Origin of the sequence: Porphyrobacter sp. LM 6 (assembly GCF_001720465.1) — a bacterium.
Taxonomy (GTDB): Bacteria; Pseudomonadota; Alphaproteobacteria; order Sphingomonadales; family Sphingomonadaceae; genus Erythrobacter.
Genome location: NZ_CP017113.1, coordinates 2,475,004 through 2,500,364, shown reverse-complemented (window position 1 = coordinate 2,500,364; position 25,361 = coordinate 2,475,004). Strand labels below are relative to the sequence as shown.

Genomic DNA, 25,361 nt, shown 5'->3' with positions numbered 1-25,361 from the left:
ATTATGCTATTTGTCTGACTCATCAAGAATGACTTTGGAGCCCGCCTTTGCCCATTCACGCGTCGAATGCGACCAAGTGGACGCTAAGGCTTAGTGCGCTTCTTCTGGTCGCAGCATGTAGCCAGTCCGCGTTGGAAACCTATGGCTGTGCTTGTGCGAGTCGATCTTACACCAAGGAAGAAATCGAAGGCTACCGCGCTGGCGCAGCCCGAAACGACCTGAACGCATTGGCAGAGATGCAGGAGTACCACGTGTGGCGCGCCCAGGAGCACGACCCTGATTCTCAAGAATACAAGCTGGAGAAGGCCGCCGAGGAGGGATTCCGACAGCGACGGATTGCTCTGCGTGATCCTGAGGCGATTGACGATGAGGTAAGCCGTCTCTTGTATGAAGAGGCTTTCGACGAGCTTTCACAATCGCAACGGCTCATCAACTTGAAGCGAGCAAAGGCCTTGTCAGTGTATCTCGTTGGCGATGGACTGCGGATGTCGGACTACAAGAATGACGATCGTCCGTGGATTGCTACGCGGGACTATATTTCGCGTGAGTTGGGCAAGATTGCCGACACTGCTTCTTAGGTGCGCGGCTAGCTCAACGACCGGGCAAGGGCAACAAACTCCGCCACGCTGACCGTTTCCGCCCGGCGCGTCTCGTCTATCCCCAGCGCGGCGAGCGCCTCGAGCGCGCCCGGCACGCCCTTCAGGCTCTGGCGCAGCATCTTGCGGCGCTGGCCGAAGGCGGCTTCGGTGAGGCGTTCGAGCATCCTTGCCGAAACACCCTCGGGCGCGGTTGCCGGGGTTACGTGGATAATCGCGCTCATCACCTTGGGCGGCGGGGTGAAGGCGCTGCGGTGCACCTTCATCGCCAGCCGCGCCTCAGCCCGCCACCGGGCGAGCACGGCGAGGCGGCCATAGGCGTCCTCGCCAGCCTCGGCGACGATCCGGTCAGCCACCTCGCGCTGGAACATCAGGGTGAGCGAGCGCCACTGCGGCGGCCAGGCTTCTCCACCCATCCAGCGCACGAACAGCGCGGTGCCGACATTATAGGGCAGGTTCGACAGCACGTGGAACGGCTCGCCCTGCATCAGCGCGCCGTGATCGAGTTTCAGCGCATCGCCCTCGATCACGGTGAGTTGGTCGGGGAAAGCCTCGCCCAGTTCGGCGAGCGCGGGGAGGCAGCGGCGGTCCATCTCGATGGCGGTGACTTGCGCTCCGGCGCGCAGCAGCGCCCGCGTCAACCCGCCGGGGCCGGGGCCGACTTCAAGCACGCGCTGTCCGGCAAGGTCGCCGGGCACCGCCGCGATGCGCGCCAGCAATTGCTCGTCGAGCAGGAAGTTCTGCCCGAGCGCCTTGGACGCGGCGAGGCCGTGCTTCTGGATGACTTCACGGATGGGGGGGAGATCAGGCACGTGCCGCGGCCCGCGCCGTCGCCATCTCCGCCGCCATCAGGATCGCCGCCGCCATCGCGCCGGGATCGGCCTTGCCTTGTCCGGCGATATCGAAGGCGGTGCCGTGATCGGGCGAGGTGCGGATGATCGGCAGGCCGAGCGTGACGTTGACACCCTCGTCGACTTCCAGCGCTTTCAAGGGGATCAGCGCCTGATCGTGATACATGCACAGCGCCGCGTCATAGGTGGCGCGGGCGCGGGGCATGAACAGTGCGTCGCCGGGGACGGGGCCGAACGCGTCGATCCCCTCGGCCTTAAGCGCGGCGATGGCAGGCGCGATGATGCGCGCTTCCTCGTCGCCGAACTGGCCGCCTTCGCCTGCGTGCGGGTTCAATGCGGCAATCGCGATGCGCGGGGCGGCGATGCCGAAATCGCGGGCTAATCCGGCCGCGACAATGCGCGACTTGTGGGTGATCAGATCGGCCGAGAGCAGCCCGGGCACTTCGGCCAGCGCGACATGGACGGTGAGCGGCACCGTCCGCAGCGAGGGGCCGGCCAGCATCATCACCGCGTCGCGATAGGGTTTCCCACAAGCATCGGCGAGGAATTCGGTCTGGCCGGGGTAATCCCACCCGATCGCCGCCAGCGCGCCCTTGGCGACCGGCGCGGTGACCAGCCCTGCTGCCGCTCCGGCAAGCGCGCACTTGGCACCCCATTGCAGCGAGGCGAGCGCAAGCCGCGCGCCATCGGGCGAGGGGCGGGCGGGGTGCCACGGCCCGTCAAGCAGGGCCAGAACCGGCAAGCCCACGGCGCTGGCGAACATCGCCTCGGACGGGTCGGCGATGGGCACAATCGGGCAGTCGAGCGCGAGCTTCTCGGCAATCCCGCGCAGCAGCCCCGGCCCGCCGACTACGAAGGCAGGCGGCTCGCGCCGTTCGGCCCTGAGGCGCATCCACGCGCCCAGAATGACCTCCGGTCCGATCCCGGCCGGGTCACCCAATGTGATCGCAAGAGGTGCCTGAAGCGCGCTCAATTGTATTCGATATAGGCGTCGTTACGCAGATCGCGCAGGTAGCGCTGGGCGCGCTTGTTGACGCGCTCTTCCTCGATCTGGTCCATAACCGCTGCGAAGGTCGGTGCGCCGGCATCCTTGGGATCGTCGCGCCCGCACAGCATAAGCACGCGCACACCTTCCTGCACACCGCCGAAGGGCGGGGTGGCCTGACCGATCTGGAGGTTGAGCAGGATCGCGCGCAGCTGTTCGGGCAGGTTGGCAGCCTTGATCTGGTCGTTCGAGACCACATCAGCGCCGATGGCTTTCGCGCCTTCCTCGACCCCGCCGCAACCGCGCAGGCCGTTGATGAAGGCGTCGAACTCCTGCACCCGCGCTTCGGCCTGTTCCTGCGTCACGCCCGCCGGGAAGCTGATCGAGATCTGCTTGAGGCTGAGCACCGCCTCGTTCGGGTCGGCCATCAGCACCTGGCGCTTGTTGATAAGGTAGAGGATCGAAAAGCCGCCCGGAATTTCGATCGGGCCCTGCAGCTGCCCGGCCTGCATCGTGCGCGCGGCTGCGGCAAGCTGCGGCGGCAACTGGCCGAGCCGCACCCAGCCGAGATCGCCGCCGACCACCGCGGTGGTGGCTTCGGAGAACTGGCGCGCATAGGCGACAAAGCTGCCGCCCTGCTGCAATTGCTGGACGATCGCCTGCGCGTTGGCGAGCACCTGCGCGCGGTTTTCGGTGGTGGCCGAGAGGAAGATTTCGCCGAGCCGGTATTCGTCGGTCCCGCGCGCTTCGTTCATGCGCTTGAGCACGTCGTTGACCTCGTCAGCCGAGACGTTGACGAAGGGCATGATGTTGCGGCGGAGCAGGTTTTCCCACGCCGCTTCGCCTTCGATCTGGCGCTTCAGCGAGGCGGGCGAGGAACCGATCGAGAGAAGATATTCGTCCATCTTCTTCGGCTCGCCGCCAAAGTTCTGCGCCGCGAGCTGCTGGTAGGTCTGTTCGACCTCCTCGCGCTTCACTTCCATTTCGGCAGCGGCGGCGGCCTGGATCTTGAGCGTCTCGTCGATCAGATTGCGCAGCACCTGCACCCGCAGGCGCAGCATTTCATCCTCGGCAATCGGTGCTTCCGATGCAGCGGTGACGAGCGCGACGCGCTGGTCGATATCGGTGCCGGTGATGACAAAGCCGTTGACCACGGCAGTCGCGCTGCGCTTGTCGGGATCGGCCTTGGCGAACAGGGTGATGTCGGCGGGCAGGCCGAAGGGATTGTCGGCGGTCGGCACAGCAACGGTCTGCGCCGGCGCGGCGCTCGGCAGCACGGCCAGCGCGATCGCCCCCGCTGCGGCCAGCGCAGTGGTGGTTCCGGTCAGGAGCTTCTTGGACAACAGCTTCACTCGCACTCGCATAATCCCGCTTTATGGGCCATCTGGTGGCCCGGTAATCCTGCGCGACCCCTCGCGCATGAGCAGCCGTTTACTGGTTCCGGCTGAATGGAAGCTGAGCCTTGGCCGACCCCGAAGGCCTCGCCCGTTCCCTGCTGGGCTGCCCTTTAGCCCCAATTCTCGTCCCTGCCAATTCGTGCAGGCATTTCTCCCACGTCAGCGGAAGCCGAGATTTCGCAATGCAAAGAATAACTGAAACGTGTTGCCGCGCCGCGCATCGCCCGCGTCGATGAAGTCGCGCCGCCAGGTGGCGCCGAATTCGATGCAGTCATCGGCATAGGCGACCCCTAGGCGGGTGCGGATCGGTTCGAACCCGTCGGGCTGGAACACCGGGTCTTCATCCGGATCGGTGAGGTTGAACACCCCTGATCCGAACACCGACCACTTGCGCCCTATTGCCACGCGGGCAGCGGCGCGCAGCTCCTCGCGGTCGCGCAAATCCTCGACTGTCTGGATGTTGCGGTCGAGCCGGAGGTAGCCGACTTCGACATAGGTGCGGCGCGAGCCGATGGTCGCGTCGATCTCGTTGCGGCGCACCGCAAGGCTGTCCTTGTCGAGCCGGAAGCGGTGGGTGAAGTTGACGAGGTTGCGGAACCGCACTTCGGTGCGCCCCACGAAGTCCGAGACCTTTTCCGACAGGCCGGTGCCATCGGGGAACAGGCCCGGTTCGGGCGCTTCCAGCCGGAACGATTGGCCGATGGTCGATTTGACCCGCCAGCCGGGCCGCTGCAATTCCCAGTCCACGCCCCATGTCACGCGGCTGCCGTCCTCGACCCGGTCGTAACCGGCGAAGCGGTTGAGCGCGAAGAGGTTGGAATCTTCCAGATCGATTGCGCGTGCATCTTCGTTGGGCACGTCGAGATTGCGGACTTTGGGGCTGGCGACGAATTGCACGCGCGGCTTGAACACCTGTGTGCCGCCGAGAGCCGAGCCGACGAAGGGCCATTCGATATCCAGCGCGGCGGTGGCAACCCCGCGCGTGGTCCAGCCTTCGGTGCCGCGGTAGGCCAGCGTCGTGGTCGAATCGATATTGTTGGTGTTGTAGACATCGCCGCGCGCCAGCGCGGTCAGCGTCACCACCTGCCCGAGACCTGTCAGCCGCTTCAGATCCCACTGCGCCCCGGCAAAGGCGCGCTGGGTGTCCTGCCCGTCATTGCGGAGCAGCGCGAGACTGTTGGCCTGCACCGTCAGGTTCCCGCCGAGGATCTTGTCTCCGATCTTCTGGCGATAATCGATTGCGGGCAGGGCAAGCGGCACCTGCCCCTGATCGGCGTTCAGCCGCAGGGTCTGTGTCGCCCAGCCGGCAATCGAGAGATAGGAACGGTCGGTGATGCGTTCGAGGTTGATGGTCGAACGCAGCCGGTCATCGCGGCTGAGGTCATAGCGGCGCAGGAAGGTGCGGTCGCTGGCGAGGCGGATCGATCCGGTGAGGCTCCAGTCGGGGGAGAACTGGAACCGGCCATTGGCATCGAGATAGCCGCGCGGATCGCGCTGGAAGCCCTGCTGGCCGGTGAAATCGGTGGTGCGGTCGCTGGCCGTGGCATAGCCCGTGATCTGGTAGGCACCCTTTTCGGTGAGGTGCCGCCATTTCGCGCTCGCCATCGGGGCAACGTTGGAAAATACATAGGCGCCCAGAGTCAGATCGGCATTGCTGGCGACGCGCCAGTAATATTCGCCGCTGAGTTCAAGGCCGTTGACCTGCGTCACGCGGACATCGGGCACCAGAAAGCCGCTTTCGGCATTGCCGTCGGTCCGGATCGCAAGGCCGGGCAGGGGCAGGATGCGCGCGCCGAACAGTTCGAGCACCGCGCCTTCGAACCGCACCCGGCTTTCCTTCTGGTCGTAGATCACGCGGTCGGCGGTCACGCGCCAGCTGGGATCCTCCGCACAGCCTTCGGGATCGACCACCGGGCAGGCGGTGTAGGCCGCGTTGGTCAGCACCGCGTTGCCATCTGCCCCGCGCTCGGCCGAGCGCGCCGCAAGCCGCCCACCAGCACGCAGAGCAATCAGCAGCTCGTTCATCGCGCCGGTTTCGAATTCTTCGGTCAGCTCGACCTGATCGGTGAACAGCTGGTTGCCGGCCTCGTCGACCATGCGGATGTTGCCGCTGGCGATGATCCGGCCCGACGTGCGATCCCACGTCACTTCGTCGGCGCGGACCGAACGATCCTCCGAGCGCAGGATGACATTGCCACGCGCGGTGACGGTGTTGGTCTGGTTGTCGTAGGCGATTTCGGTCGCCTCGAAGTCGATCTTGCGGGCATCGGCCTGCGCGAGAATATTGGCGGTGGCCGGGGCTGCCTGCTCCTGCGCGGCGAGGCTTGCGGGGAGGGTCAGCAGCGCCGCCGCCAGCAAGATGCGCGGCGAAGCGCCCCGCACCGAGAGGCGCAGGTCAAGGCACGCTGGCATGCGCGGTGCGTTCGACAAGCCTCCCGACATGGCCTTGCCTATTGCACCGCTCGCGCCTAATCGCAATCGCGTTTGCGGGCTCATGCGCGCGGCCAGTCGTGAGGGGCGCTCGCCCTATCAGACCAGCGCCGCCAGCCCGGCTTCAAGCCTTCTTCGGAGTTTCCATGCAGATCCACTTCACCGCCGCCCCGCCGTCCGACATCCGCCTGCACGCGCGGGTCATCAATCAGGGGGCCGCGATTACCGGCATGGACGCCGCGATTGTCGAGGGCGCGGCTGCTTCGCGCTTTACCGGCCGTGCCGGGCAGTTGTTCGAAGGCTTTGCCACGATCGGCGGGGCCGTGCGCCGTGTCGCGCTGGCGGGTGCGGGCGAAGCCGATGCCGCCGACCGTTGCGCCAATTGCGAGCGTGCGGGCGCGGCGCTGACGGCGAAGTATCTCGCCTCGGGCGAAACGGTGATGGCGCTCGATCTCGGCGAAGCGGGCCTGTCTGCCACCGAAGCGGCGGCGCTGCTGCTCGGCCTGCGGCTGCGCGCGTGGCGGCACGATGCCTATCGCACACGGCTGGCGGCGGACAAGCGTCCCTCGCTCACGACTGTCCACGTGACCGGCGCGCCTGCGGGCACCGAGGCGGCATGGGAGCGTGAGGCGGCGCTGGCCAAGGGCGTCGAATTCACGCGCGGTCTGGTGACCGAGCCAGCCAACATCATCTACCCCGAAACCTTCGTTGCCGCGTGCCAGAAGGCCTTCGAGGGCACCGGTGCGGAAATCACCGTGCTGGGCGAGGCCGAGATGGCGGCGCTCGGCATGGGCGCGCTGGTCGGCGTGGGGCAGGGCTCTGAACGCGAATCGAAGCTGCTCGCAATCCGCTGGAACGGCGGCGCTGCGGGCGACAAGCCGACCGTGTTTGTCGGTAAGGGCGTGACCTTCGACACCGGCGGCATTTCCTTGAAGCCGCCGCCGGGCATGGAAGACATGAAGTGGGACATGGGCGGCGCAGGCGCGGTCGCAGGCGCGATGCTCGCGCTGGTCAGCCGCAAGGCCAAGGCCAATGTCATTGGCGTGATGGGCCTCGTCGAGAACATGCCCGACGGCAAGGCGCAGCGCCCCGGCGATGTCGTCACCACCATGAGCGGCCAGACGGTCGAAGTGCTCAACACCGATGCCGAAGGGCGGCTGGTGCTGTGCGATGCGCTGCACTGGGCGCAGGAAAAGTATGACGCGGCGCGGATCGTCGATCTCGCTACGCTGACCGGTGCGATGATCATTTCGCTCGGCCACGAATATGGCGGGATGTTCGCCAATGACGATACGCTCGCCGCGCAGCTGACGGCGGCGGGCCAGACCAGCGGCGACAAGCTGTGGCGGATGCCGCTCGGCCCGAACTACGACAAGCTGATCGATTCGCCGATCGCCGACATCAAGAACGTCGGCCCGCGCGAGGCCGGTTCGATCACCGCGGCGCAGTTCCTCCAGCGCTTCATCAAGGAAGGCACCCCCTGGGCGCACCTCGATATCGCCGGGATGGTCTGGTCGAACAAGCCCGGCCACACCTGGGAAAAGGGCGCGACCGGATACGGTGTGCGCCTGCTCGACCAGTTCGTGCGGGATGTGGCCGAAGGCTAAGGGACACGCCTCATGCCCAAGATGAGGCGTAAGTCTGACTTGCCGACCAAGACCTGCCTCGCCTGCGGGCTGCCCTTCACGTGGCGCAAGAAGTGGGAGCGCGATTGGGACAATGTGAAGTATTGTTCCGACCGCTGTCGCAGGGGCAAGGGGGGATAGGCATGGGCAGGGCGGTGCGGTTCGGACTGGCCGTGACGGCATTCTGTGCGGCCAGCCCCGCGGTGGCGAGCGACTTTTCGGGGTTTGGCCGGGTGTTCTGGTGGGCTGTTGTCGCCGTCGGGGTGCTGATCGCGGTGGTGGTGACAATCATCGGGCGCAGGCGCGGGCAGGGCACGCGTGAGGGCGCGCTGGTCCTTTCGGTCATTACCGCCGTCACGCTCGCCCCGGCGCTGCTGATCCATATCGATGACCAATGGATCCCCGCGCCCTTCCCCGCGCTAGCGATAGCGGCGCTCGATGGTTCAGCCAGGCTGCTGTTCCCCGTGCCGGTATTCTCGATAGCGATTTGCGCGGCGATCATGTTCTACCTCCTCGGCGGGGGGCGGACGAAGGGTACCAGCGGGAACAGTGAATGAAGCTCGATTTCTGGCAATACACCCATGATCCGGTCGAAAAGGTCGTGGCGCTGATCGCCAAGCGCACCTTGGGCGAGGGCGAGCGGGTGCTGGTCGTGTCGGACAACGCCGACCAGCGCGCCGCAATTGCCCGGGCGCTGTGGCAGGCGGGGCCGGAGAGCTTCCTTGCCAATGGCGAGGCAGACGCGCCGGGCGCTGATGCGCAGCCGATCCTGCTCTCCGCAGAGCTTTCCGCCGCGAACGGGGCGAGCCACCTGATCCTCGCCGACGGCACCTTCCGCAATGCCGAGGGCTTTGCCCGCGTGTTCCTGCTGTTCCCGCCGGATCGCGCACCCGATGCGCGGCAGGCCTGGCGCGCGCAGGACGGGCGCGAGAGCGTTGAACGCGCCTATTTCGCGCAGGAAGATGGCCGCTGGGTCAAGAAAGGCTGAGCGCTTGCAGCCCGTTCCCCGATAGGCGATATTCGCCGCAGCGTGCTCGGGGGCGATGATGCGGTTGGCGGCAGCAATTCTGGCAGGCGGAACGGCAGCGATGCTGCTGGCTGCGTGCGGCGCCGATCCGGCCGAGCAAGCCTCCGCGCAGGACCCCGCGCATGGCGAATACACCATCGACAAGCAGACCGGCGAAACCCGCATGACCATCAAGGTGCCGGAAGGCGCCGCGAGCCTGCGGTCAGGCGCGAAAGTGCCGCTCAGCCTGCCCGTTGGCTTCACCCTGTTTCCCGGCGCTACCGTCGTTACCAACACCGTGGTCAGCCAGCCGGACGGGCAGGGGACGATGGTGAGCTTTGAAACCGATGCCGCCGCCGATGACGTGATCGCGCACTACAAGGCCGAGGCGATTGCGGCAGGCTTTGCGATCGAGCTTGAGGTCAACACCAACGGCTCGAACCTGATCGGCGGTGTGCGCAAGCGCGACGGATCGCACCTCTCGGTCACCGCCACGCAGGGCAAGCCGACCACCGCCCAACTGATCATCGGCAACAAGCAGGGCGGCTGATCGCGCCCTCTGGTCACTTGTCGGCGAGCACGATGTCCCAGCGATAACGGTCGGCTTCCTGCTGGGCGGCCATCGCCGTTACCGCATCCTCGCCGAGCATATTGTAGAGCGCGTCCTTGGTGTTGGTCGCGTAGTCCTCGGTGAAATACATCTGGGTGATGATGCGCGACTGGCGGCCCTTGATGTCGAAATGGATGTGCGGGGTGCGCCAGCCGATCGGGCTGTCATAACCGGACGGCTTGATCGTCCGCACCCGCCATTCGCCGCTGGCGCCTGTCATCAGCCGTGCAAAGCCCTGGAAATTGGGATCGAGCGGAGCGGTCGCGATATCGCCCGGATGGGCATAGCGCCCCGCCGCGTTGCACTGCCACAGCTCCAGCTCTGCGCCGCTGACAGGATTGCCCTTGCTGTCGAGCACGCGCCCCGTCACCTCGATCACCCGCCCCAGCGCGCGGCCGGTCTGGCCCTTGATCTGGGTCATGTCGAAATCGTCGTCACCCGGACGCATGACCGGATAGAAGGGCCCCAACGGGCCGCCTGCCGTGCGCGCCGGAGCCGCTGCGCGGGCGATCCCGCCGCCAGCGACAAGTCCGACGGCAGTCAGCGCCGCACCGGCAAAATGCCGGCGTGAAATGGTGTGATCGTGATCCATGAAGTCCCCCCTCGATGCTCCCTGACTGCGGGCATAGCACGCCTTGCTGTTCGCCGGAATGCCTCGCCCGGCACACGCCCGCGCGCGGGCTTGCCATTTTGCAGCGCAGCATCTAGGGGCCGCGGCCAACAATCCCCCTCCCATAAAAAGACGTTCACAGGAGCATACTTATGGCGGTTACCCGCACCTTCTCGATCATCAAGCCCGATGCCACCCGCCGCAACCTGACCGGTGCGGTCACCAAGATGCTGGAAGAAGCTGGCCTGCGCGTCGTCGCTTCGAAGCGCATCCACATGACCCGCGAACAGGCCGAAGGCTTCTACGCGGTCCACAAGGAGCGCCCCTTCTTCGGTGAACTCGTCGAATTCATGATGAGCGAGCCGGTGGTGGTGCAGGTGCTGGAAGGCGAAGACGCCGTCGCCCGCAACCGCGAGATCATGGGCGCGACCAACCCGGCCGACGCTGCTCCGGGCACGATCCGCAAGGAACTCGCGCTGTCGATCGGTGAAAACACCGTCCACGGTTCGGACTCGGAAGAAAACGCGGCGATCGAAATCGCCTTCTTCTTCAGCGATGCCGAGATCGTCGGCTAAGCCATTGCGCCGTTTGCGGCCCGGTGCGCGGTGTCTTGCCGCTGCCGGGCTGCTCGGCATTCTTGCAGCGCCCGCTCATGCCGATGTGGCTGAGGTCATGGATGGCTGCGAACTCGAACGTGTTACGCCCAGCGGGCTGATCGAGGTCCGGGCCCGCGACGGCGATGATAATGCCGTCTGGCTCAACTACCGCCTCACCGGCGAAGAAGACTTGGTCGGCGCCGACGGCAGTACCGCGCGCCTTGACCTGTGGGGTCAGACCGAGGCGCCGATCACGCGGGAAGCGATCCCCGGCCTGCTCGATAATTTGATGGTCACACTCCATTTCGGCGATGCGGCCAAGGTCGATGCGCCTGCACTCGTCTACTACACCCGTGACGGCGCCATTCCGCTCGACGTTGCGCCGGCCAAGCTGTGGTATCCGGCCTACACCTCGCCTGACGGGCGGTTGGAAGTGGTGGTGACATTCGATGATCTCGAGCGGCACATGGCGTGGGAAGAGGGTGAGGAACCCGCGAAAGTCCTGAGCTGGATCGTCAAGCGGATCGGCGCATCGCCTGACGATGAGAGCGTGATCGATAGCGGCGAGGTTCCGATGTCCGCCATCCGCGAAGCCCGTGCGGCGATGGGCGCAGCGCTCGAACGGGTGGTCGAGGCGCAGAAGAACGCCCCCTGCTGAACCTAGCGTGCCCGCGCCTTGCGGGCGCCTTGCTTGCCGCACAGGCGGCGCGGTGTTAGCTTTGCCCCTTCGGCACGGCCAGAGGGGGACGGCATGGCGGGATCAGCAAGCAGCGCAGCTACAAGCGGCAGGGGCGAAGGTGATTGGGCCGCGAGCGCCGACCGCTGGATATTCGTGTTCATGGCGGCGCTGTTCTTCGTGACGGCGCTGGCGGGTTTCGTTCCCGATTCTGTCAAAAAGCTCGATATGGTCGCCGCCAGCGCGCGTCCGGCGTTCCCGATGATCCTGCACGTCCATGCGCTGCTGATGGGGGCATGGCTCAGCCTGCTGCTGGTCCAATCGGGCCTGATGGCGAGCGGCAACCGGACGCTGCACATGAAGTTGGGGATCGCCTCGCTCGTGCTCGCGCCCGCGATCGTGATCACCGGGGCGATCCTCGTGCCGACAATCTACGGCCAGTATTGGGATGCCGCCTCGCTCGCCACCGGGGCTGAACGCGCGGGTTTCGAGGCCGAACTTGTGCGCAAGGGCAACATTACCCTGCGCAACTTCGCCGGCGGGGTGCTGTTTCCGCTGTTCGTCGTTCTCGCCCTGCGCGCGCGGCTGAGCGATCCGGGGTTCCACAAGCGGATGATGTTCCTTGCCACGGTCGTGCCGCTTCCGGCGGCGATTGCGCGGCTGACGTGGCTGCCTTCGACCATGCCGGACAGCCCGCTGTCGCTCGACCTGTTCACGCTCTTGTGGATTGCGCCGATGTTCCTGTGGGACGTGATGCGGCACCGCCGCATTCACCGCGCCTATGTCGTGTGGTTTGCTTGCTGGCTGCCGCCGACGCTGCTCGTCTATGCCTTGTGGGGCACGGACTGGTGGCTATCGCGGGTGCCTGCCCTGATGGGCGTGGGCTGACGGTTCAGCCCGCCTCGGCAAAGCGCGCCAATTGCTCGGCATGGGCATGGTGGTGGCCGTCCTCGCTCGCGGCCATGACCCGGCGCATGGCCAGCAGCGCATCGGCAGTAAGATCGAGACCCAGCGCGGCATAGCAGCGCGCCATCGCGCTCTCCCAACCGGCATTGATCTCGTCGAAATCAAGCTTGGCGACCGGCCCGCGCCAACCATCCAGAGCCAACGCCATGCGTGCCTCGCGAAGGGCGATCTTGTGCCGCCATTGCGCCTCGATCGCTTCGAGGCAGCAGGCGTCGGACTGCATCGCCATCTGGTTAGCCGCAAGCGACACCGCGCTCTTGAGCACCGCCTCGCGCTCGCGCTGCGCGATCACCAGACGTGCATCGGGAAACTGGGCCAGCAGCGTCGCAAGGTCTTCGGCAAAAGCAGGCACCTTCATCACCCGCGGTCTTTCGGCGAGGCCGCGGTGCGCGGCGTCGGTGGCGAGGATGCGTGCGAATTCGCGGTAGATCGGGGCGGGGTCACGTCCCTCGCTCCATGCCGAATAGGCCGGGATGTGCCACTGGCTTTCGTAGATCGAATGGTGGAGTGCGGCGGAGAGCCACGCCAGCTCCTCCTCGACCGCGGCAGGGGCCATCGGGTGGATCACCTGCATCCACGGATTGAGCAGCCCGAGCAGCGATAGCTCCAGCGCGGCCCTTACGCGGTTCATGCCCAGCCGTGCGGGCACCGGGTGATAGGCATCGCAATAGCGGGTGTGCGAATGCGCCGGATCGGCGGCGAGCAGTGTGTGGATGCGCGTTGTCCCGCTGCGCATATGGCCGATAATGATGATCGGCGGGGCGAGGCGGGTTTCGAGCAGTTCTGGCCGGTCGAGCCACAGCGCGCCGAAGGCCAGCCGGTTCTTGACCACCCGCGACAATTGCCCCCACGCCATCGCCCGGCCGAGCGCATTGAGCTGCGCCTGTTCGTCGACCGCCGCGCACAGCCGCTCAAGCCGCTCGCGGAAATCGGCAACATCTTCATCCGAGCGCCCGCCATGCTCCGCCGCTTCGGCCTTCGTGCCATAGGGCTTGGCCGCGAGCGCCCACAGCGATGCGGGGTCCAGATCGGGCGGCGGCAACCACCCGCGCTCCCACGCACGCCCGAGGAACGCATTGGCTCTCTCGGCCAGTGGCCCGCGCGCCAGCAGGTGATCGCGGACCGGTGCCATCAGAACGCGTCCGCCACATCCATCAGCCGGGTCAGCCGCTTGGGCGCAACGCTGCGCCAGCTCCGCTGGAGCCATTCGACGACCTCGTCCCAGTCCACGCCCGGGCGGTCGAGGATGATCCCCACCCATCCGCTTGCGCCGTAATAGGCGGGTTTGAAATAGACCTCGGGCTGGCTTTCGACGAGGTTCAGCAGCTCGTCCATCGATCCCGTGCGGACCAGCAGCGCGATGTGCGGCGTGCCGTGGTGCTGATCGGCGAAATAGGCGAAGAACTTGCCGGTCTTATCGCCGCCCACGCGAAAGCCGGGGCTGCCGTGGCTTTCGCGCTCGTCGGTTTCGGGGAGGGCGAGGGCAAGGGCGCGCAGGCGATCGAGCAGCCAGACCGGGTTCTGCCCGCGCGCAACATAGTCCGCCACCGCGCGCGGATAGAGCTGGTGTTCGGCGAGCTTCACCCGTTCGGCGAGGCTGTCCGGCGTATCGCCCGCCACAATCGGCACCCGGACCTGTGCCAGCACCTCGCCAGCGTCGAGTTCCGGCGTCACCAGATGGACGCTCGTCCCGCCTTGGCTGTCCCCCGCCGCGATAGCGCGGGCATGGGTGTCGAGCCCCTTGTAGAGCGGCAACAGCGAGGGGTGGATGTTGAGCATCCGTCCGTCCCAGCGCTCCACAAACCCGTCCGAGAGGATCCGCATATAGCCCGCCAGGACGATGTATTGCGCGCCCGCTTCGAGCACCGCAGCCTCCATCGCCGCATCATGCGCTTCGCGGGTCATGCCCTTGTGCGGCAGGGCGAAGGTCGCGATCCCCTCGGCTTCGGCCAGCGCCAGGCCGGCGGCAGCGGGATCATTGCTGGCGACCAGCACCACCTCATACGGGCAATCGCCCACCCGGCTGGCATAGACCAGCGCGGCCATATTGGTGCCCGCGCCGGAGATGAGGACGGCAATGCGGGCCTTTTCAGCCAAGATGCGTCGCGCTCCAATCGCTCTTGGCCGACCAGGTTTCCACGCTGCCGCGCACGGTGCAGCCCTTTTCGCCAGCTTCGATGCGGCCGACGGTGAACACCGTCTCGCCCGCCGCTTCGAGCCGTGCTGTAACCTCGGCGGCCTTGTCCGCACTCACCGCCAGCACCATGCCCACGCCGCAGTTGAAGGTGCGCGCCATTTCCTCGGGCTCGATGTTTCCCTGCGCTTGCAGGAAGGCCATCAGGCGCGGCTGGGGCCACAGGTCGGCATCGACGTGCGCGTGCGCGCCATCGGGCAGGATGCGCGGGATGTTCTCGAGCAGACCGCCGCCGGTGATATGAGCGAGCGCGTTGATATGGCCTTCGCGGATCAGCGGCAGCAGGCTCGCGACGTAAATGCGTGTCGGTGCGATCAGCGCGTCGATCAGCAGTTGGTCCTGATCGAACAGGGCAGGGCGGTTGAGTTTCCATTCCTTGTCCGCAGCAAGGCGCCGCACCAGAGAATAGCCGTTCGAATGGACACCCGAGGAAGCGAGGCCCAGCAGCACATCGCCTGGGCCAACCTTGTCGCCCGTCAGCTGCTCGCCGCGCTCGACCGCGCCAACGCAGAAGCCGGCCAGGTCGTAGTCTCCGGCGGCATACATCCCCGGCATCTCCGCCGTTTCGCCGCCGATCAGCGCGCAGCCGGCCATCTTGCAGCCTTCCGCGATCCCCGCGATCACCCGCTCGGCGACGCCGTTCTCCAGCTTGCCGGTGGCGAAATAGTCGAGGAAGAACAGCGGCTCTGCGCCCTGCACGATGAGATCGTTGACGCACATGGCGACCAGATCGATGCCCACGGTGTCGTGCCGGTCATGCTCGATCGCGAGCTTCAGCTTGGTGCCCACGCCATCATTCGCGGCAACCAGCAGCGGATCGGTGTAACCGGCCGCCTTGGGGTCGAAGAACCCGCCAAAACCGCCTAGCTCGCTGGTGGCGCCAGGGCGCGCAGTGGACTTGGCCAGCGGCCCGATGGCCTTGACCAATGCGTTGCCTGCCGCGATCGACACACCCGCATCGGCGTAGGTGTAAGAAGGGTTCTTGGTGCTCATACGCAGTCCCATAGCCTTTCGCGCTTGGAATTCCACGCGCCATTGGGCAAAGGACTTGCGATTTTCCCCATGAGCGCTTCGCTTTCCCTCCACGGCCCGGCTGCCGCACCCCAGCGCCCTCTGGCCCGACCCTTGCGGCGTTGGCTGAGCGGGGCGGTTCTGGCGCTGGCGCTGCTCGGCGGCGGCTATGCGCTGCTGGCGCAGGTCGCGGGTGATCGCGGTATCGCGCCCACCGCTGCGACCTCGGATATCGAGATCCGCGGGATCAGCGTCGATGTGTCGGGCAAGAGCGCGGAGGACGCGCGCGCCAACGGCTGGCGCGAGGCGCAGCGCAAGGCCTGGGCCAAGGCGGGCGGGCCGCAATTGTCGGACAGCCAGCTTGACGGGATTGTCTCTGCCATCGTGATCGAGCGCGAACGGCTCGGCCCCCGGCGCTACATCGCCACGCTCGGCGTGATCTTCGATCGCCAGCGCGCCGGGTCCTATCTCGGCGGGTCGGCGCAGGTCAGCCGCTCGGCCCCGCTGCTGCTGATCCCGGTCGAGGAAAGCGGCGGCGCCTATATCACCTTCGAACAGCGCAACCCGTGGCAGCGCGCCTGGGCCGAGTTCAATCCGGGGCAGAGCCGGATCGACTATGTCCGGCTGAGCGGGGCGGGGGGCGATTCGCTGCTGGTCAATTTCGGGCAGGCGAGCCGCAAGAGCCGCGCCTGGTGGCGCTCGACGCTGGACCAGTACGGCGCAACCGATGTGCTGATGGCCTTCGCGCGGATCGAACACCAATTCCCCGGCGGGCCGGTGACCGGCACCTTCACCGCACGCTACGGGCCCGACAGCCGCCCGCTCGAATCCTTCCGGCTCAAGGCCGCCGGGCCCGATGCGGTGCCGACGATGCTGGGTCAGGCGGTCGAACGCATGGATGGGATCTTCACTGCGGCTCTTGCGAGCGGCAAGCTGCGGCCTGATCCCAGCTTGCGGCTGGGCGGGTCGGGCGAGATCGACCCGGCCATCCAGCGGCTGATCGAGATCGGCCGCGCGGCCAAGGTGCGCGACGCGGCGGCTGCGGCTGCGGCGGCGGGCGAAGTGCCGCTGCTGCCGACCACGACCACCACGGTCGGCGATCAGAACGAGGTCGCGATACGCGCCATCACCGTCCAGTTCGCCACCCCCGACGGCGCAGCCTTTGACGGAACGCTCGGCGCGGTGCGCGGCACGACTGGGGTGCGAGGGGTCGGCGTCACCAGCACCGCAATCGGCGGGACTTCGGTGATGAGCGTCAACTACGCCGGATCGCTCGAGCAGCTGGCAGCGGCGCTCGAAGCGCGCGGCTTTGCGGTACGGCGGGGGGCAAACGCGCTCGCCATCAGCCGCTGAGGCGCGCATGAGCCCGTCGCCCTCCCAGATCGCCTTGCCGCTCACCGTCGGCGCACCTGCCGAGGCCCGGCGCATCATCGTCGGCCCGGCCAATGCCCATGTGATCGATGCCTTGCAGGACCCGTCGCGCTGGCCGTTCCATGTGGCCGTGCTGACCGGCCCGCCGCGTTCGGGCAAGAGCCTGCTGGCGCGCTGGGCACAGGGGCTTGCCGGGGCTGACAGGCTTGAGGTTATCGACGATGCCGAGCGCATGGACGAATCTGCGCTGTTCCACCGCTGGAACGCCGTGCAGCAGGGCGGCCTGCGCGAAGGCGCCGCGCTGCTGATCATCGCCAATGCCGACGAGGAGCATGGCGGCTGGCGGATTGCGCTGCCCGATCTCGCCTCGCGCATCGGCGGATCGCTTGCACTCGAAATCGGCGCGCCCGATGATGCGATGGCCGCCGAACTGATCCTCGCCCATGCCGAGGCGCGCGGGCTCTCGCTGCCCGAGGGGGCAGCCGATTATCTGGTACCGCGCACCACCCGCAGCTTTGCCGCGATCGAGGCGCTGGTGGCAGCGATTGACCGCATCAGCCTTGAACGACAGTCGCCCGCCACCATGTCTGTATGGCGCGCCGCGCTCGAAGCCCTCCACGGCCCCGAGCAACAGCGCCTGCTTTAGTCTCGCGCGTTGCATCGCGCGGCGTTTGGTGGGAATGATACAGCCATGTTCGAACGCCTGATCAGCTATTTGGACTCGGTGCGCGCGCGTGATCCCGCGCCGCGTTCGCGCTGGGAGATCCTGCTCTATCCGGGCGTTCTGGCGCTCGGCTTGCACCGCATCGCGCACTGGCTGTTCGAAGCGAAGCTCTATTTCCCCGCGCGCTTCGTGAACCATTTCTCGCGCCTCTTGACCGCGATCGACATCCATCCCGGCGCGCGGATCGGGAAGAACTTCTTCATCGACCACGGCTTCACCGTGATCGGCGAGACGGCGGAGATCGGCGACAATGTCACCATCTACCAGTGCGTCACGCTGGGCGGCACCAACCCCACCAACGGCAAGGGCGGCAAGCGTCACCCGACGCTGATGGACAATGTCATCATCGGTTCGGGCGCGCAGATCATCGGCCCGATCGTGGTGGGCGAGCGTGCGCGCGTTGGCGCCAATGCGGTGGTGACCGAGGATGTGCCAGCGGGCGCGACCATGATTGGCCTCAAGGCCCGTTCAACGCTGGTGCCGGCCGAGGAGTGGATCAAGGAATTCATCCCCTATGGCACGCCCTGCGATGATCCGCCCTGCGATGACGAGGGCCGCCCGCGCCGCGATTGCGTGGAGAAGCTCGAAGCTGAGATCGCGACCCTGCGCGACGAGATGGCGGTGATGAAAGCGCTGCTTGCCGAGCGTGCTCCGGCGGTCGAAACCGCGCGCCGCCGCAAAAGCGGAACCGCTGATTGAAGCCCGGCGCACAGAGCCCCGGGTTCGCCGGACAGGTGGTGGTTGCCTTTCCCGGACGGGGGGCTGATCAGGTCGGGTTCGAACGCGCCGAGCTGATGCGGATCCTCGACCTCTATGGCCGCATGGTCGCCGCCGGAGAATGGCGCGACTACGCAATGGATTTTGACCGCCACGCCGCCAGCTTCGCCGCCTTCCGCCGCACCGCCGAACGCCCGCAAGCGCGACTGGAGAAACGCCCGGCGCTCAGGGCCAAGCAGGGGATGTGGACGCTGTTCGGCGAACACGGCCAGATCCTGAAGCGCGGCCATGACTTGGCAAATGTGCTGGCCCCGATGGAGCGGCGGCTGCTCAAGGCGGTCGAGGACTAGAGCGGTAGCGGGAAGGGGAGCGCAATGAAATCATGGATTCGCGCAGGTTTGGCGGCTGCTCTGGTCGCCGCGGTGCCCGTCCTGCCGCTCGCAGCGGGCGCAAAGTACACCGCGCAAGGGTTTGCCTTCGACGCCCAGGAGAAACCGCAAGTGGTGGTGGTGCGGCCCAGCCTGTTCATGGGCACGCTCGATTCCGCCAATCGCCAGATCGAGGACCCGGAATGGCTGGCGCAGGCGCATAGCAACTTGCAGGAAGCCTTGAAGCGTCACCCGGCGGCCAAAACCGCGCAATTGCGGTTTGATGATTGGAACGATCCTCAGAACAAGCCGCTCTCCGAAGGCTTCTGGAAGACCACGCAGTTCATCCAAAGCGATATCGTCTTCAAAGTGCCGCAAGGAAGCTTTCCCATCGCGCCGGGCGAGGATTGGCAGAAGCGTTTCAAGGGCCTGCCGAAAGGCCCTCACGCATATGCCTTGCCAATGAGCGCCGTCGAGGAAATCCGCCAGACCTACGGCGCGGCGGACTTTGCTCTGTTGATCAAGATGCACGACGCGTACACCACCGATGGCGCGAAGCTGGCGCGGTTGCTGGGTGGCATGGGGAACGTCATGTCCGACGGCGTCAATACGATGGCGCCCCCGCCCCATTTCGGCTTCTCGATGCTGGTCGATTTGCGAGATGGCAAGGTGGTTTGGTTTTTCGCCGATGGCGCCTTTGGTGGTGACCTGCGCAAAGCAGCTTCGGCCGACAAGCGAGTTGCCCAGATGCTGACGAAATGGCCCTCAGCAAACTGAGCGCGCCGCCCAAAGCAAAGGCCCGCCCCCTTGCGGGGACGGGCCTTTTTTATTGGCGTTAAGGGCGATCAGCCGCGCGCGCTGGCAGGCCCCGTGCCGGTCACCTTCTGCATCGCCTTGAGGATGTTGCCCGACTGCTCGCTGCCCGATTGCGGGGCGATCAGGTTGGTGAAGGAATTGATCTCTTCCCAGTGCGCGGCGAAGCCTTCGACGGTGCGATCGGCTTCCGGTAGCCACACGGCATCGTTCATTACGGTCCACGAGGAGTGGAACCCGCCCGCACCCGCGCCGACGATGGCGTTGGTCGGCGCGTCTTCACTGACGAGGAACAGCGCGGCCGGGACCACGTTTTCCGGCGCGAACAGCTTGAAGGCCTCTTCGGGGAACAGATCGGCGGTCATGCGGGTGCCCGCGACCGGCGAAAGGGTGTTGCAGCGCACGTTGTACTTCGCGCCTTCAAGCGCCAGCGTCTTGGTGAGGCCGGCAAGACCGAGCTTCGCCGCGCCGTAGTTGGCCTGGCCGAAGTTGCCGAACAGGCCGGTCGACGAGGCGGTCATCAGGATGCGGCCATAGCCCTGCTCGCGCATGGTTTCCCACACGGCCTTGGTGGCGAAGGCCGAGCCGGTGAGGTGCACCTTGACGACGAATTCGAAGTCGGCCGGCTCCATCTTGGCGAAGGTCTTGTCGCGCAGCACGCCGGCGTTGTTGATGAGGACGTGCACGCCGCCCCACTTTTCCTTGGCCTGGGCGACCATCGCTTCCATCTGGTCGTATTCGGTCACCGAGTGGCCGTTGGCGATAGCTTCACCGCCTGCGGCGAGGATTTCCTCGACGACCTGCGCGGCTGCATCCGAGGTGCCGGTGCCATCGCGCGAACCGCCGAGGTCATTGACGACAACCTTCGCGCCGCGACGCGCGAGTTCGAGCGCATAGGCCTTGCCGAGCCCGCCGCCGGCGCCGGTGACGATGGCGACCTTGTCCTTGAAGCTGATGGTCATGTCTGTTCTCTCCTGTGTTGCGAGAGGGCGGAGCGCTGTGCGCTTTACGCCCGCGTAAACCGATATGCGGCGCGCTGCGTGGCACTTTCGTGAGCACCTTGCAACAGCCGAACTGACAGGGTGCGATGCCGTAGGGTCAGGCTGAGGGCGAAAGCCCCGCCAGCGCGGGAATCAGCGCGTCAAACGAATCGATCACCGTGTCTGCACCCAGCTCGTGCGGGGGTCGGTCGCAATAGCCATAGGCCGCCGCGACCACCGGAACGCCCGCCGCCTTGGCCGCGCGCACATCATAGGTGGAATCGCCGATGAACACGAAGCGGCCGTCTCCGGTTGCTGCGCGCGCGGCGATGACGGGGGCAGGGTGGGGCTTGGCAAGGAATTGCCCGTCCGCGCCCTTGCCCATCGAATCGCCGCCGATCACGGTTTCGAACGCGCCGATCAGATCCAGCTGGGTGAGGACGTTGCGCGCGAAGGCTTCGAACTTGTTGGTCACCACCGCCATCCGCACGCCCTGTGCCGCGAGCTCGGCCAGCGCCTCGCGCACGCCGGGATAGGGCACGGTGTGGACCGCGTTGTGCTGCTCGTAATATCCAAGCATCGCCTTGTAGAGCCGCTTGAACTCGTCCTCGGGCAGGCCGCCTTGCGCCTCGACCGCCCGGGCCAGCATGATCTTGGCCCCGCCGCCGATCAGGTCTTTCGAGCTTTCGACCGAAACTTCCGAAAATCCGCCCAGAGTGAGCGCGTGGTTCACCGCCGCGCCCAGATCGCGGAAGGTATCGAGCAGGGTGCCGTCGAGGTCGAAACCGATGGCATCGAAGGGGATCTTGGTCATGCGCGTCTCCAGAGTTCGGGGCGGTGGCGCAGGCGACTTCAAACCGCAAGCATTTGCTGGCAGACGCGGCTTTGCTTACAGGGGGAAGCATGATCACGACGACACATCCTTTCGCTGCCATTATCCTTGCTGCGGGCAAGGGCACCCGCATGAAGAGCGACACGCACAAGGTGCTCCACAAGATCGCCGGGCAGCCGATGCTCGAACATCTGATGGCAAGCGTTGCCGAGCTGGGGCCGGAAAGGCTGGCCGTGGTTGTTGGCGCAGGGCGTGAGCAGATCGAAAAGGCGGTGGGGGACCGCGCGGTCACCTGCCTTCAGGAACCCCAGCTCGGCACCGGCCATGCAGTGCAGCAGGCTGAGGGCGCGCTGACAGGCTTCGGCGGCGATGTGCTGGTGCTCTATGGCGATGTGCCCTTCGTGAAGGCGGCAACCATGCGCGCGATGCTGGAGCGGCTCCACGGCGCCGACAGCCCGGCCGCCGTGGTGCTCGGCTTCGAGCCGGCCGATCCGCTGCACTATGGGCGGGTGATTGCCGACGATGACGGCGCCATCCTCAAGATGGTCGAATACAAGGACGCCGACGAGGGCGAGCGCGCCTGCCACCTGTGCAATTCGGGCCTGATCGCCGCGCGCGCGGCCGATCTCTTCGCGCTGCTGGCGCGGGTCGGCAACGACAACGCGCAGGGGGAGTATTACCTCCCCGATATCGTCAACATCGCGATTGCCGACGGGCGCACCTGCGCGGTGATCGTGGCCGACAGTGCCGACGAGGTAGCGGGTATCAACTCGCGCGCCGAACTCGCTGCTGCCGAAGGGCGCTGGCAGGCCGCGCGCCGTCTCCGGGCGATGGACGAAGGCGCGACCCTGATCGCGCCCGAAACGGTGTTCTTCGCCCATGACACGGTGGTGGGCCGCGATGTCACGATCGAGCCCAACGTGTTCTTCGGCCCCGGCGTCACCATCGCCGACAATGTGCTGGTGCGCGCCAACAGCCATATCGAGGGAGCCAAGCTGGCGACCGGGGTCAAGGTCGGCCCCTTCGCGCGCCTGCGCCCCGGCACGGTGCTGGAAGAGGGCAGCTTCATCGGCAACTTCGTCGAGGTGAAGAACGCTGTGCTCGCCCCCGGCGCCAAGGCCAGTCACCTGACCTATCTGGGCGATGCCACCATCGGCGAGAAGGCCAATATCGGTGCAGGGACGATCACCTGCAATTACGATGGCTATTTCAAGTATCGCACCGTGATCGGGCCGGGGGCCTTCATCGGCTCGAACTCGGCGCTGGTCGCGCCTGTCACCATCGGCGCGGATGCGATTGTTGCTGCTGGATCGACCGTCAGCCGCGATGTCGCACCCGGAGAGCTGCGGATGGTCCGCGCCGAACAGCTGGTCAAACCCGGCTGGGCCGATCGTTTCCACGACACGATGAAAAAGAAGAAGGCGGCGGAGAAGAAAGGGTGAGGGCAGCACTTGCTCTCATGGCCGTGACAATGATCGTCGCCTGCAAGGGCGAGCCGGTCGAACAGGCCGTGGCGGCCGAGCCAACTGCGACGCCCTCAGCCTCCGCCTACGTTTCTCCGGCTCTCGCCGAAGAGGTCGCCCGGCAAAAGCGAATCCACCAAGCCGCCTGCAAGCCGGACGAGACCCCGATCTTCACCTGCACCTTCGCCGACGGCAAGCGCGTCGCGGTGTGCGGCGCGGGCGAATGGCTGGGGTATTACCGCTTTGGCGGTGCCACCCCCGAACTCGAGCTATCGGGCGGGAAATACGCCAACGCGATGTATTCAGGGGGCGGTGAGGACCAGATCGCCTTCGATAACGGCGATACCCGCTACATCGTCTTCAGCCGCATGGTTCGCACCGGCTGGGACGATGAGGGCCACAATGTCCCGGCGATCAGCGACGGCGTGGTGATCGAGCGAGCGGGCAAGTTTGCCGCGATCCGGCTGTGCCATGATCCCGATGTGCTGCCCGTCCAGACCGGTGCCGCCAACGCCGTGTGGGAGGATGAGCGCGAATTGTTCACCGATGAAACCATCCGTGCGGACCCAACTGACCATGAGTAACGACCTTGCCCCCCTCGACTGCTGGCTGTGCGATCGTCCCTTGGGCGATATCGTCCAGTGGCATCACCCTGTCCCCAAGGCCAAGAAGGGCAAGCTGAAGGTGCCGATCCACCCGATCTGCCACAAGACGATCCACGCCAACTTCACCAACAACGAACTGGCGCGGATCGGCGATGATGTGACGATCATTCGCGGCCATCCGGCGATCGCCAAATTCGTCGCCTGGATCGCGAACAAGCCCGCCGATTTCGACGCGCCGACGCGGTAAGTGCCTTAACTCTTTGATGGTAAGGGGCCATCATGGACCGAAATTCACTTCCGCGTATCCACGTGCTTGGCGCGCCGCTGGTTGAAGCGTCGATCGAATTGCTCGCCGATGATGGCACTGACCTTGCCGCGCAGCTGCGCGGGTGCACGCCGACGTTGGCGCTCGGTCGGAATGACCGGCAGTTCAGCATGGATTTCTGGCCACATCTCGAGGTGCAGGGTGATGGGCTCTTCACCTCGAACCAGCATGGAAATTGGCGGGCGCCGCAAGGGCACATCAGCCTTGGCGGACCCGCTTCGGCGATGCCATCCTTTATCAGCAGCTGGACCAGTACATCCGACCGCGTGACCATCGCGAGCGAGAACGAACTCCTGGTTTCGGTTGCGCTTCGGGACACGCCCTACGTCAGCGTAGAGGGCGGTTCGCTGTACCTTTCCGGCCGTGCTGTCGAAATCGCCTACGACTTTTCGGAGCATGGCCTGACGATCGGACTGTCTGCCCGGCTTTCAGCCAATGATCGCGTGCACAAGGGCAGCGTCGAGCTCGGCGCGCAGTTGCGGGTGCAATGCCTTGTGCCTGACAACGCGCTGCCGTTTCTTGGCTTTTCATCTCGCAAAGCGCAGGCGACTACGGTCGAGATCGAGGGCTGGCAGCCTCGCCAGACAAGCATCGGCGATCTTGCGACAACCGGCAGTGGGATCGCCGCGCGCGGCACCCTTGACTGGAATAACCCCCAAAGCCGGCATCCCAGCCCGACCGGCCCATGGGTGTCGTGTGGCATCGAGAAACACAGCATGTCGCTCAAGCCGGTCAAGCGGGTTGCCCGGCTGGCGACGGGCTTGGCGCGGTATGCGGGGGCAGAAGGTATTCTCGAATTGATGATCGGCGCGGCCCATTTCGAGGCTGCGCTGAACAACCGAGGCCGTGCGCGAATGGCCTTCACTGGCCCCGGCATCGGCTTTGTCGACGGGGTGACGACCTGGCCAATGGAACAGGGCGGGCCAAAACCCCAGGCATTCGAACGGCTGGTGATCGACCTGGAGAAGGCGGCTGCGGGCTTGCGCATCGTGGGCGAAGGCTTGGTCGGGCCGGGCGGTGATCTCGGAACCGACGTCCACTTTGACCTGATGATCCCCGCACTATGGCTGAGGCTCAAAGGCTATCGGTTCTAGATCCCGCTCGGCCCCGATGTCAGAAGGGGCCGCACTGCCCCTTCGCCGCCATCGCCAAGGCACCGATGCGCCAGGACAGCCTTACGCGTCCTGCATCCGGGCGACTTCGCCGCCAGCTGCGACATAATCGCGTTCCCACTGCTCGAACTCGCTGCGGCTCAGGAGATAGCGTTCGCGTGCTTCGTGGAAGCTGATCGCCTGTTCGCGCACCGCCCGCACGACATCGTCCTTCCGCGCCTTCGACCAGTGGACGCGGTGGCTCTGGGGCAAGCCGTAACGCTTGATCGCGTCGGCAATCGAGATGTCTCTGGGATAGGCCATTGCTCAGCTCCTCGTGTGTGCTCGTCATCGCCCCCGATGGGCTGAATCTTGACGGGCAGGCTTAACGAGGGGCTGAGGGACATGGTTAAATCAGCGTTGAGGACCTCTCCCGTGCGCTGCGCGCGACGAGTTGAGCGCAAAGTGTCGGCTTGTTTTACAGGTAGTTGCGTTGACTTTTGGCACTAACGCAAACGG

Annotated in this window: 29 protein-coding genes; 18 read left to right on the top strand and 11 right to left on the bottom strand. The window is 66.0% G+C overall.

The window, feature by feature from the left end:
• The first annotated feature begins 131 nt into the window (after positions 1–131).
• Positions 132–578, top strand: coding sequence for a hypothetical protein (locus BG023_RS12055; protein ID WP_150122874.1), 447 nt, complete (start codon positions 132–134; stop codon positions 576–578).
• Positions 579–586: 8 nt separating this feature from the next.
• Here the strand turns inward: BG023_RS12055 and rsmA are convergent, their stop codons facing one another.
• The 4 genes from rsmA to BG023_RS12035 all read right to left on the bottom strand — a co-directional run bounded on the left by rsmA (position 587) and on the right by BG023_RS12035 (position 6,271).
• On the bottom strand, positions 587–1,408 hold the full coding sequence (gene rsmA, locus BG023_RS12050; protein ID WP_069310673.1) for a 16S rRNA (adenine(1518)-N(6)/adenine(1519)-N(6))-dimethyltransferase RsmA: 822 nt from the start codon (positions 1,406–1,408) through the stop codon (positions 587–589).
• The gene (gene pdxA / locus BG023_RS12045; RefSeq protein WP_069310672.1) at positions 1,401–2,420 is read right to left on the bottom strand and encodes a 4-hydroxythreonine-4-phosphate dehydrogenase PdxA; all 1,020 of its coding nucleotides are present in this window, start codon (positions 2,418–2,420) and stop codon (positions 1,401–1,403) included. The genes rsmA and pdxA overlap by 8 nt, the downstream gene beginning before the upstream one ends.
• A complete protein-coding gene (locus BG023_RS12040; RefSeq protein ID WP_069310671.1) occupies positions 2,417–3,796 on the bottom strand; it encodes a peptidylprolyl isomerase in 1,380 nt (459 codons plus the stop codon). The genes pdxA and BG023_RS12040 overlap by 4 nt, the downstream gene beginning before the upstream one ends.
• Before the next feature lie 192 nt (positions 3,797–3,988).
• Positions 3,989–6,271, bottom strand: coding sequence for an LPS-assembly protein LptD (locus BG023_RS12035; protein ID WP_150122873.1), 2,283 nt, complete (start codon positions 6,269–6,271; stop codon positions 3,989–3,991).
• Between the two features lie 134 nt (positions 6,272–6,405).
• Here BG023_RS12035 and BG023_RS12030 point away from each other — a divergent pair, with 134 nt between their 5' ends.
• From BG023_RS12030 to BG023_RS12015, 5 genes are all read left to right on the top strand, one after another.
• On the top strand, positions 6,406–7,866 hold the full coding sequence (locus BG023_RS12030) for a leucyl aminopeptidase (RefSeq protein WP_069310670.1): 1,461 nt from the start codon (positions 6,406–6,408) through the stop codon (positions 7,864–7,866).
• Between the two features lie 12 nt (positions 7,867–7,878).
• A complete protein-coding gene (locus tag BG023_RS14585; protein WP_083234680.1) occupies positions 7,879–8,025 on the top strand; it encodes a DUF2256 domain-containing protein in 147 nt (48 codons plus the stop codon).
• A gap of 2 nt (positions 8,026–8,027) precedes the next feature.
• Positions 8,028–8,441 (top strand): hypothetical protein, encoded by a 414-nt coding sequence (locus BG023_RS12025; protein WP_069310669.1) that lies wholly within the window; start codon positions 8,028–8,030, stop codon positions 8,439–8,441.
• Positions 8,438–8,872: a DNA polymerase III subunit chi gene (locus tag BG023_RS12020; RefSeq protein WP_069310668.1), complete on the top strand. Its 435-nt coding sequence runs from the start codon at positions 8,438–8,440 to the stop codon at positions 8,870–8,872. The genes BG023_RS12025 and BG023_RS12020 overlap by 4 nt, the downstream gene beginning before the upstream one ends.
• A gap of 100 nt (positions 8,873–8,972) precedes the next feature.
• Positions 8,973–9,440 carry a hypothetical protein gene (locus BG023_RS12015; RefSeq protein ID WP_150122872.1) on the top strand — a complete coding sequence of 156 codons (468 nt, stop codon included), beginning with the start codon at positions 8,973–8,975 and terminating at the stop codon, positions 9,438–9,440.
• Between the two features lie 13 nt (positions 9,441–9,453).
• On the opposite strand, the gene BG023_RS12010 is transcribed toward BG023_RS12015, so the two are convergent.
• Complete coding sequence (locus BG023_RS12010) at positions 9,454–10,092, bottom strand: protocatechuate 3,4-dioxygenase (RefSeq protein ID WP_069310666.1); 639 nt, start codon at positions 10,090–10,092, stop codon at positions 9,454–9,456.
• Between the two features lie 170 nt (positions 10,093–10,262).
• Between BG023_RS12010 and ndk the strand changes: the two genes are divergently transcribed.
• The 3 genes from ndk to BG023_RS11995 all read left to right on the top strand — a co-directional run bounded on the left by ndk (position 10,263) and on the right by BG023_RS11995 (position 12,270).
• On the top strand, positions 10,263–10,685 hold the full coding sequence (ndk, locus tag BG023_RS12005) for a nucleoside-diphosphate kinase (protein WP_069310665.1): 423 nt from the start codon (positions 10,263–10,265) through the stop codon (positions 10,683–10,685).
• Between the two features lie 97 nt (positions 10,686–10,782).
• Positions 10,783–11,364, top strand: coding sequence for a hypothetical protein (locus BG023_RS12000; protein WP_069310664.1), 582 nt, complete (start codon positions 10,783–10,785; stop codon positions 11,362–11,364).
• A 93-nt stretch (positions 11,365–11,457) separates the two neighbouring features.
• Complete coding sequence (locus BG023_RS11995) at positions 11,458–12,270, top strand: hypothetical protein (RefSeq protein ID WP_069310663.1); 813 nt, start codon at positions 11,458–11,460, stop codon at positions 12,268–12,270.
• Positions 12,271–12,274: 4 nt separating this feature from the next.
• Here the strand turns inward: BG023_RS11995 and BG023_RS11990 are convergent, their stop codons facing one another.
• From BG023_RS11990 to purM, 3 genes are read right to left on the bottom strand one after another with little or no spacing between them, the layout of a single operon-like run.
• On the bottom strand, positions 12,275–13,480 hold the full coding sequence (locus BG023_RS11990) for a sulfotransferase (RefSeq protein ID WP_069310662.1): 1,206 nt from the start codon (positions 13,478–13,480) through the stop codon (positions 12,275–12,277).
• Positions 13,480–14,445, bottom strand: a complete 966-nt coding sequence (gene purN, locus BG023_RS11985) for a phosphoribosylglycinamide formyltransferase (protein WP_083234678.1) — start codon at positions 14,443–14,445, stop codon at positions 13,480–13,482. Before purN ends, BG023_RS11990 begins: the two co-directional genes overlap by 1 nt.
• A complete protein-coding gene (purM, locus tag BG023_RS11980; RefSeq protein ID WP_069311298.1) occupies positions 14,438–15,535 on the bottom strand; it encodes a phosphoribosylformylglycinamidine cyclo-ligase in 1,098 nt (365 codons plus the stop codon). The genes purN and purM overlap by 8 nt, the downstream gene beginning before the upstream one ends.
• Before the next feature lie 69 nt (positions 15,536–15,604).
• Here purM and BG023_RS11975 point away from each other — a divergent pair, with 69 nt between their 5' ends.
• The 5 genes from BG023_RS11975 to BG023_RS11955 are packed head-to-tail and all read left to right on the top strand — an operon-like array spanning position 15,605 to position 19,510.
• Positions 15,605–16,906, top strand: a complete 1,302-nt coding sequence (locus BG023_RS11975) for a hypothetical protein (protein ID WP_069310661.1) — start codon at positions 15,605–15,607, stop codon at positions 16,904–16,906.
• Between the two features lie 7 nt (positions 16,907–16,913).
• The gene (locus tag BG023_RS11970; protein ID WP_069310660.1) at positions 16,914–17,570 is read left to right on the top strand and encodes an HdaA/DnaA family protein; all 657 of its coding nucleotides are present in this window, start codon (positions 16,914–16,916) and stop codon (positions 17,568–17,570) included.
• Positions 17,571–17,615: 45 nt separating this feature from the next.
• Positions 17,616–18,347, top strand: coding sequence for a serine O-acetyltransferase EpsC (gene epsC / locus BG023_RS11965; RefSeq protein WP_069310659.1), 732 nt, complete (start codon positions 17,616–17,618; stop codon positions 18,345–18,347).
• Positions 18,344–18,715 carry a DUF2794 domain-containing protein gene (locus BG023_RS11960; RefSeq protein ID WP_442956767.1) on the top strand — a complete coding sequence of 124 codons (372 nt, stop codon included), beginning with the start codon at positions 18,344–18,346 and terminating at the stop codon, positions 18,713–18,715. Before epsC ends, BG023_RS11960 begins: the two co-directional genes overlap by 4 nt.
• A gap of 24 nt (positions 18,716–18,739) precedes the next feature.
• Positions 18,740–19,510 (top strand): hypothetical protein, encoded by a 771-nt coding sequence (locus tag BG023_RS11955; RefSeq protein WP_150122871.1) that lies wholly within the window; start codon positions 18,740–18,742, stop codon positions 19,508–19,510.
• Between the two features lie 68 nt (positions 19,511–19,578).
• Here the strand turns inward: BG023_RS11955 and BG023_RS11950 are convergent, their stop codons facing one another.
• Positions 19,579–20,508: an SDR family NAD(P)-dependent oxidoreductase gene (locus BG023_RS11950; RefSeq protein WP_069310657.1), complete on the bottom strand. Its 930-nt coding sequence runs from the start codon at positions 20,506–20,508 to the stop codon at positions 19,579–19,581.
• Positions 20,509–20,644: 136 nt separating this feature from the next.
• On the bottom strand, positions 20,645–21,340 hold the full coding sequence (locus BG023_RS11945) for an HAD-IA family hydrolase (protein WP_069310656.1): 696 nt from the start codon (positions 21,338–21,340) through the stop codon (positions 20,645–20,647).
• Between the two features lie 89 nt (positions 21,341–21,429).
• On the opposite strand from BG023_RS11945, the gene glmU reads away from it, so the two are divergent.
• The 4 genes from glmU (at position 21,430) to BG023_RS11925 (ending at position 24,845) form a co-directional block, all read left to right on the top strand.
• Positions 21,430–22,800: a bifunctional UDP-N-acetylglucosamine diphosphorylase/glucosamine-1-phosphate N-acetyltransferase GlmU gene (gene glmU, locus BG023_RS11940; RefSeq protein ID WP_069310655.1), complete on the top strand. Its 1,371-nt coding sequence runs from the start codon at positions 21,430–21,432 to the stop codon at positions 22,798–22,800.
• 29 nt (positions 22,801–22,829) lie between these two features.
• Positions 22,830–23,405, top strand: coding sequence for a hypothetical protein (locus BG023_RS11935; protein ID WP_150122870.1), 576 nt, complete (start codon positions 22,830–22,832; stop codon positions 23,403–23,405).
• Positions 23,398–23,673 (top strand): HNH endonuclease, encoded by a 276-nt coding sequence (locus BG023_RS11930; protein WP_083234677.1) that lies wholly within the window; start codon positions 23,398–23,400, stop codon positions 23,671–23,673. Before BG023_RS11935 ends, BG023_RS11930 begins: the two co-directional genes overlap by 8 nt.
• 62 nt (positions 23,674–23,735) lie before the next feature.
• Positions 23,736–24,845, top strand: coding sequence for a hypothetical protein (locus BG023_RS11925; RefSeq protein WP_069310652.1), 1,110 nt, complete (start codon positions 23,736–23,738; stop codon positions 24,843–24,845).
• Between the two features lie 81 nt (positions 24,846–24,926).
• Here BG023_RS11925 and BG023_RS11920 read toward each other — a convergent pair whose 3' ends face one another.
• On the bottom strand, positions 24,927–25,166 hold the full coding sequence (locus tag BG023_RS11920; protein ID WP_069310651.1) for a DUF1153 domain-containing protein: 240 nt from the start codon (positions 25,164–25,166) through the stop codon (positions 24,927–24,929).
• Between the last annotated feature and the right edge of the window lie 195 nt (positions 25,167–25,361).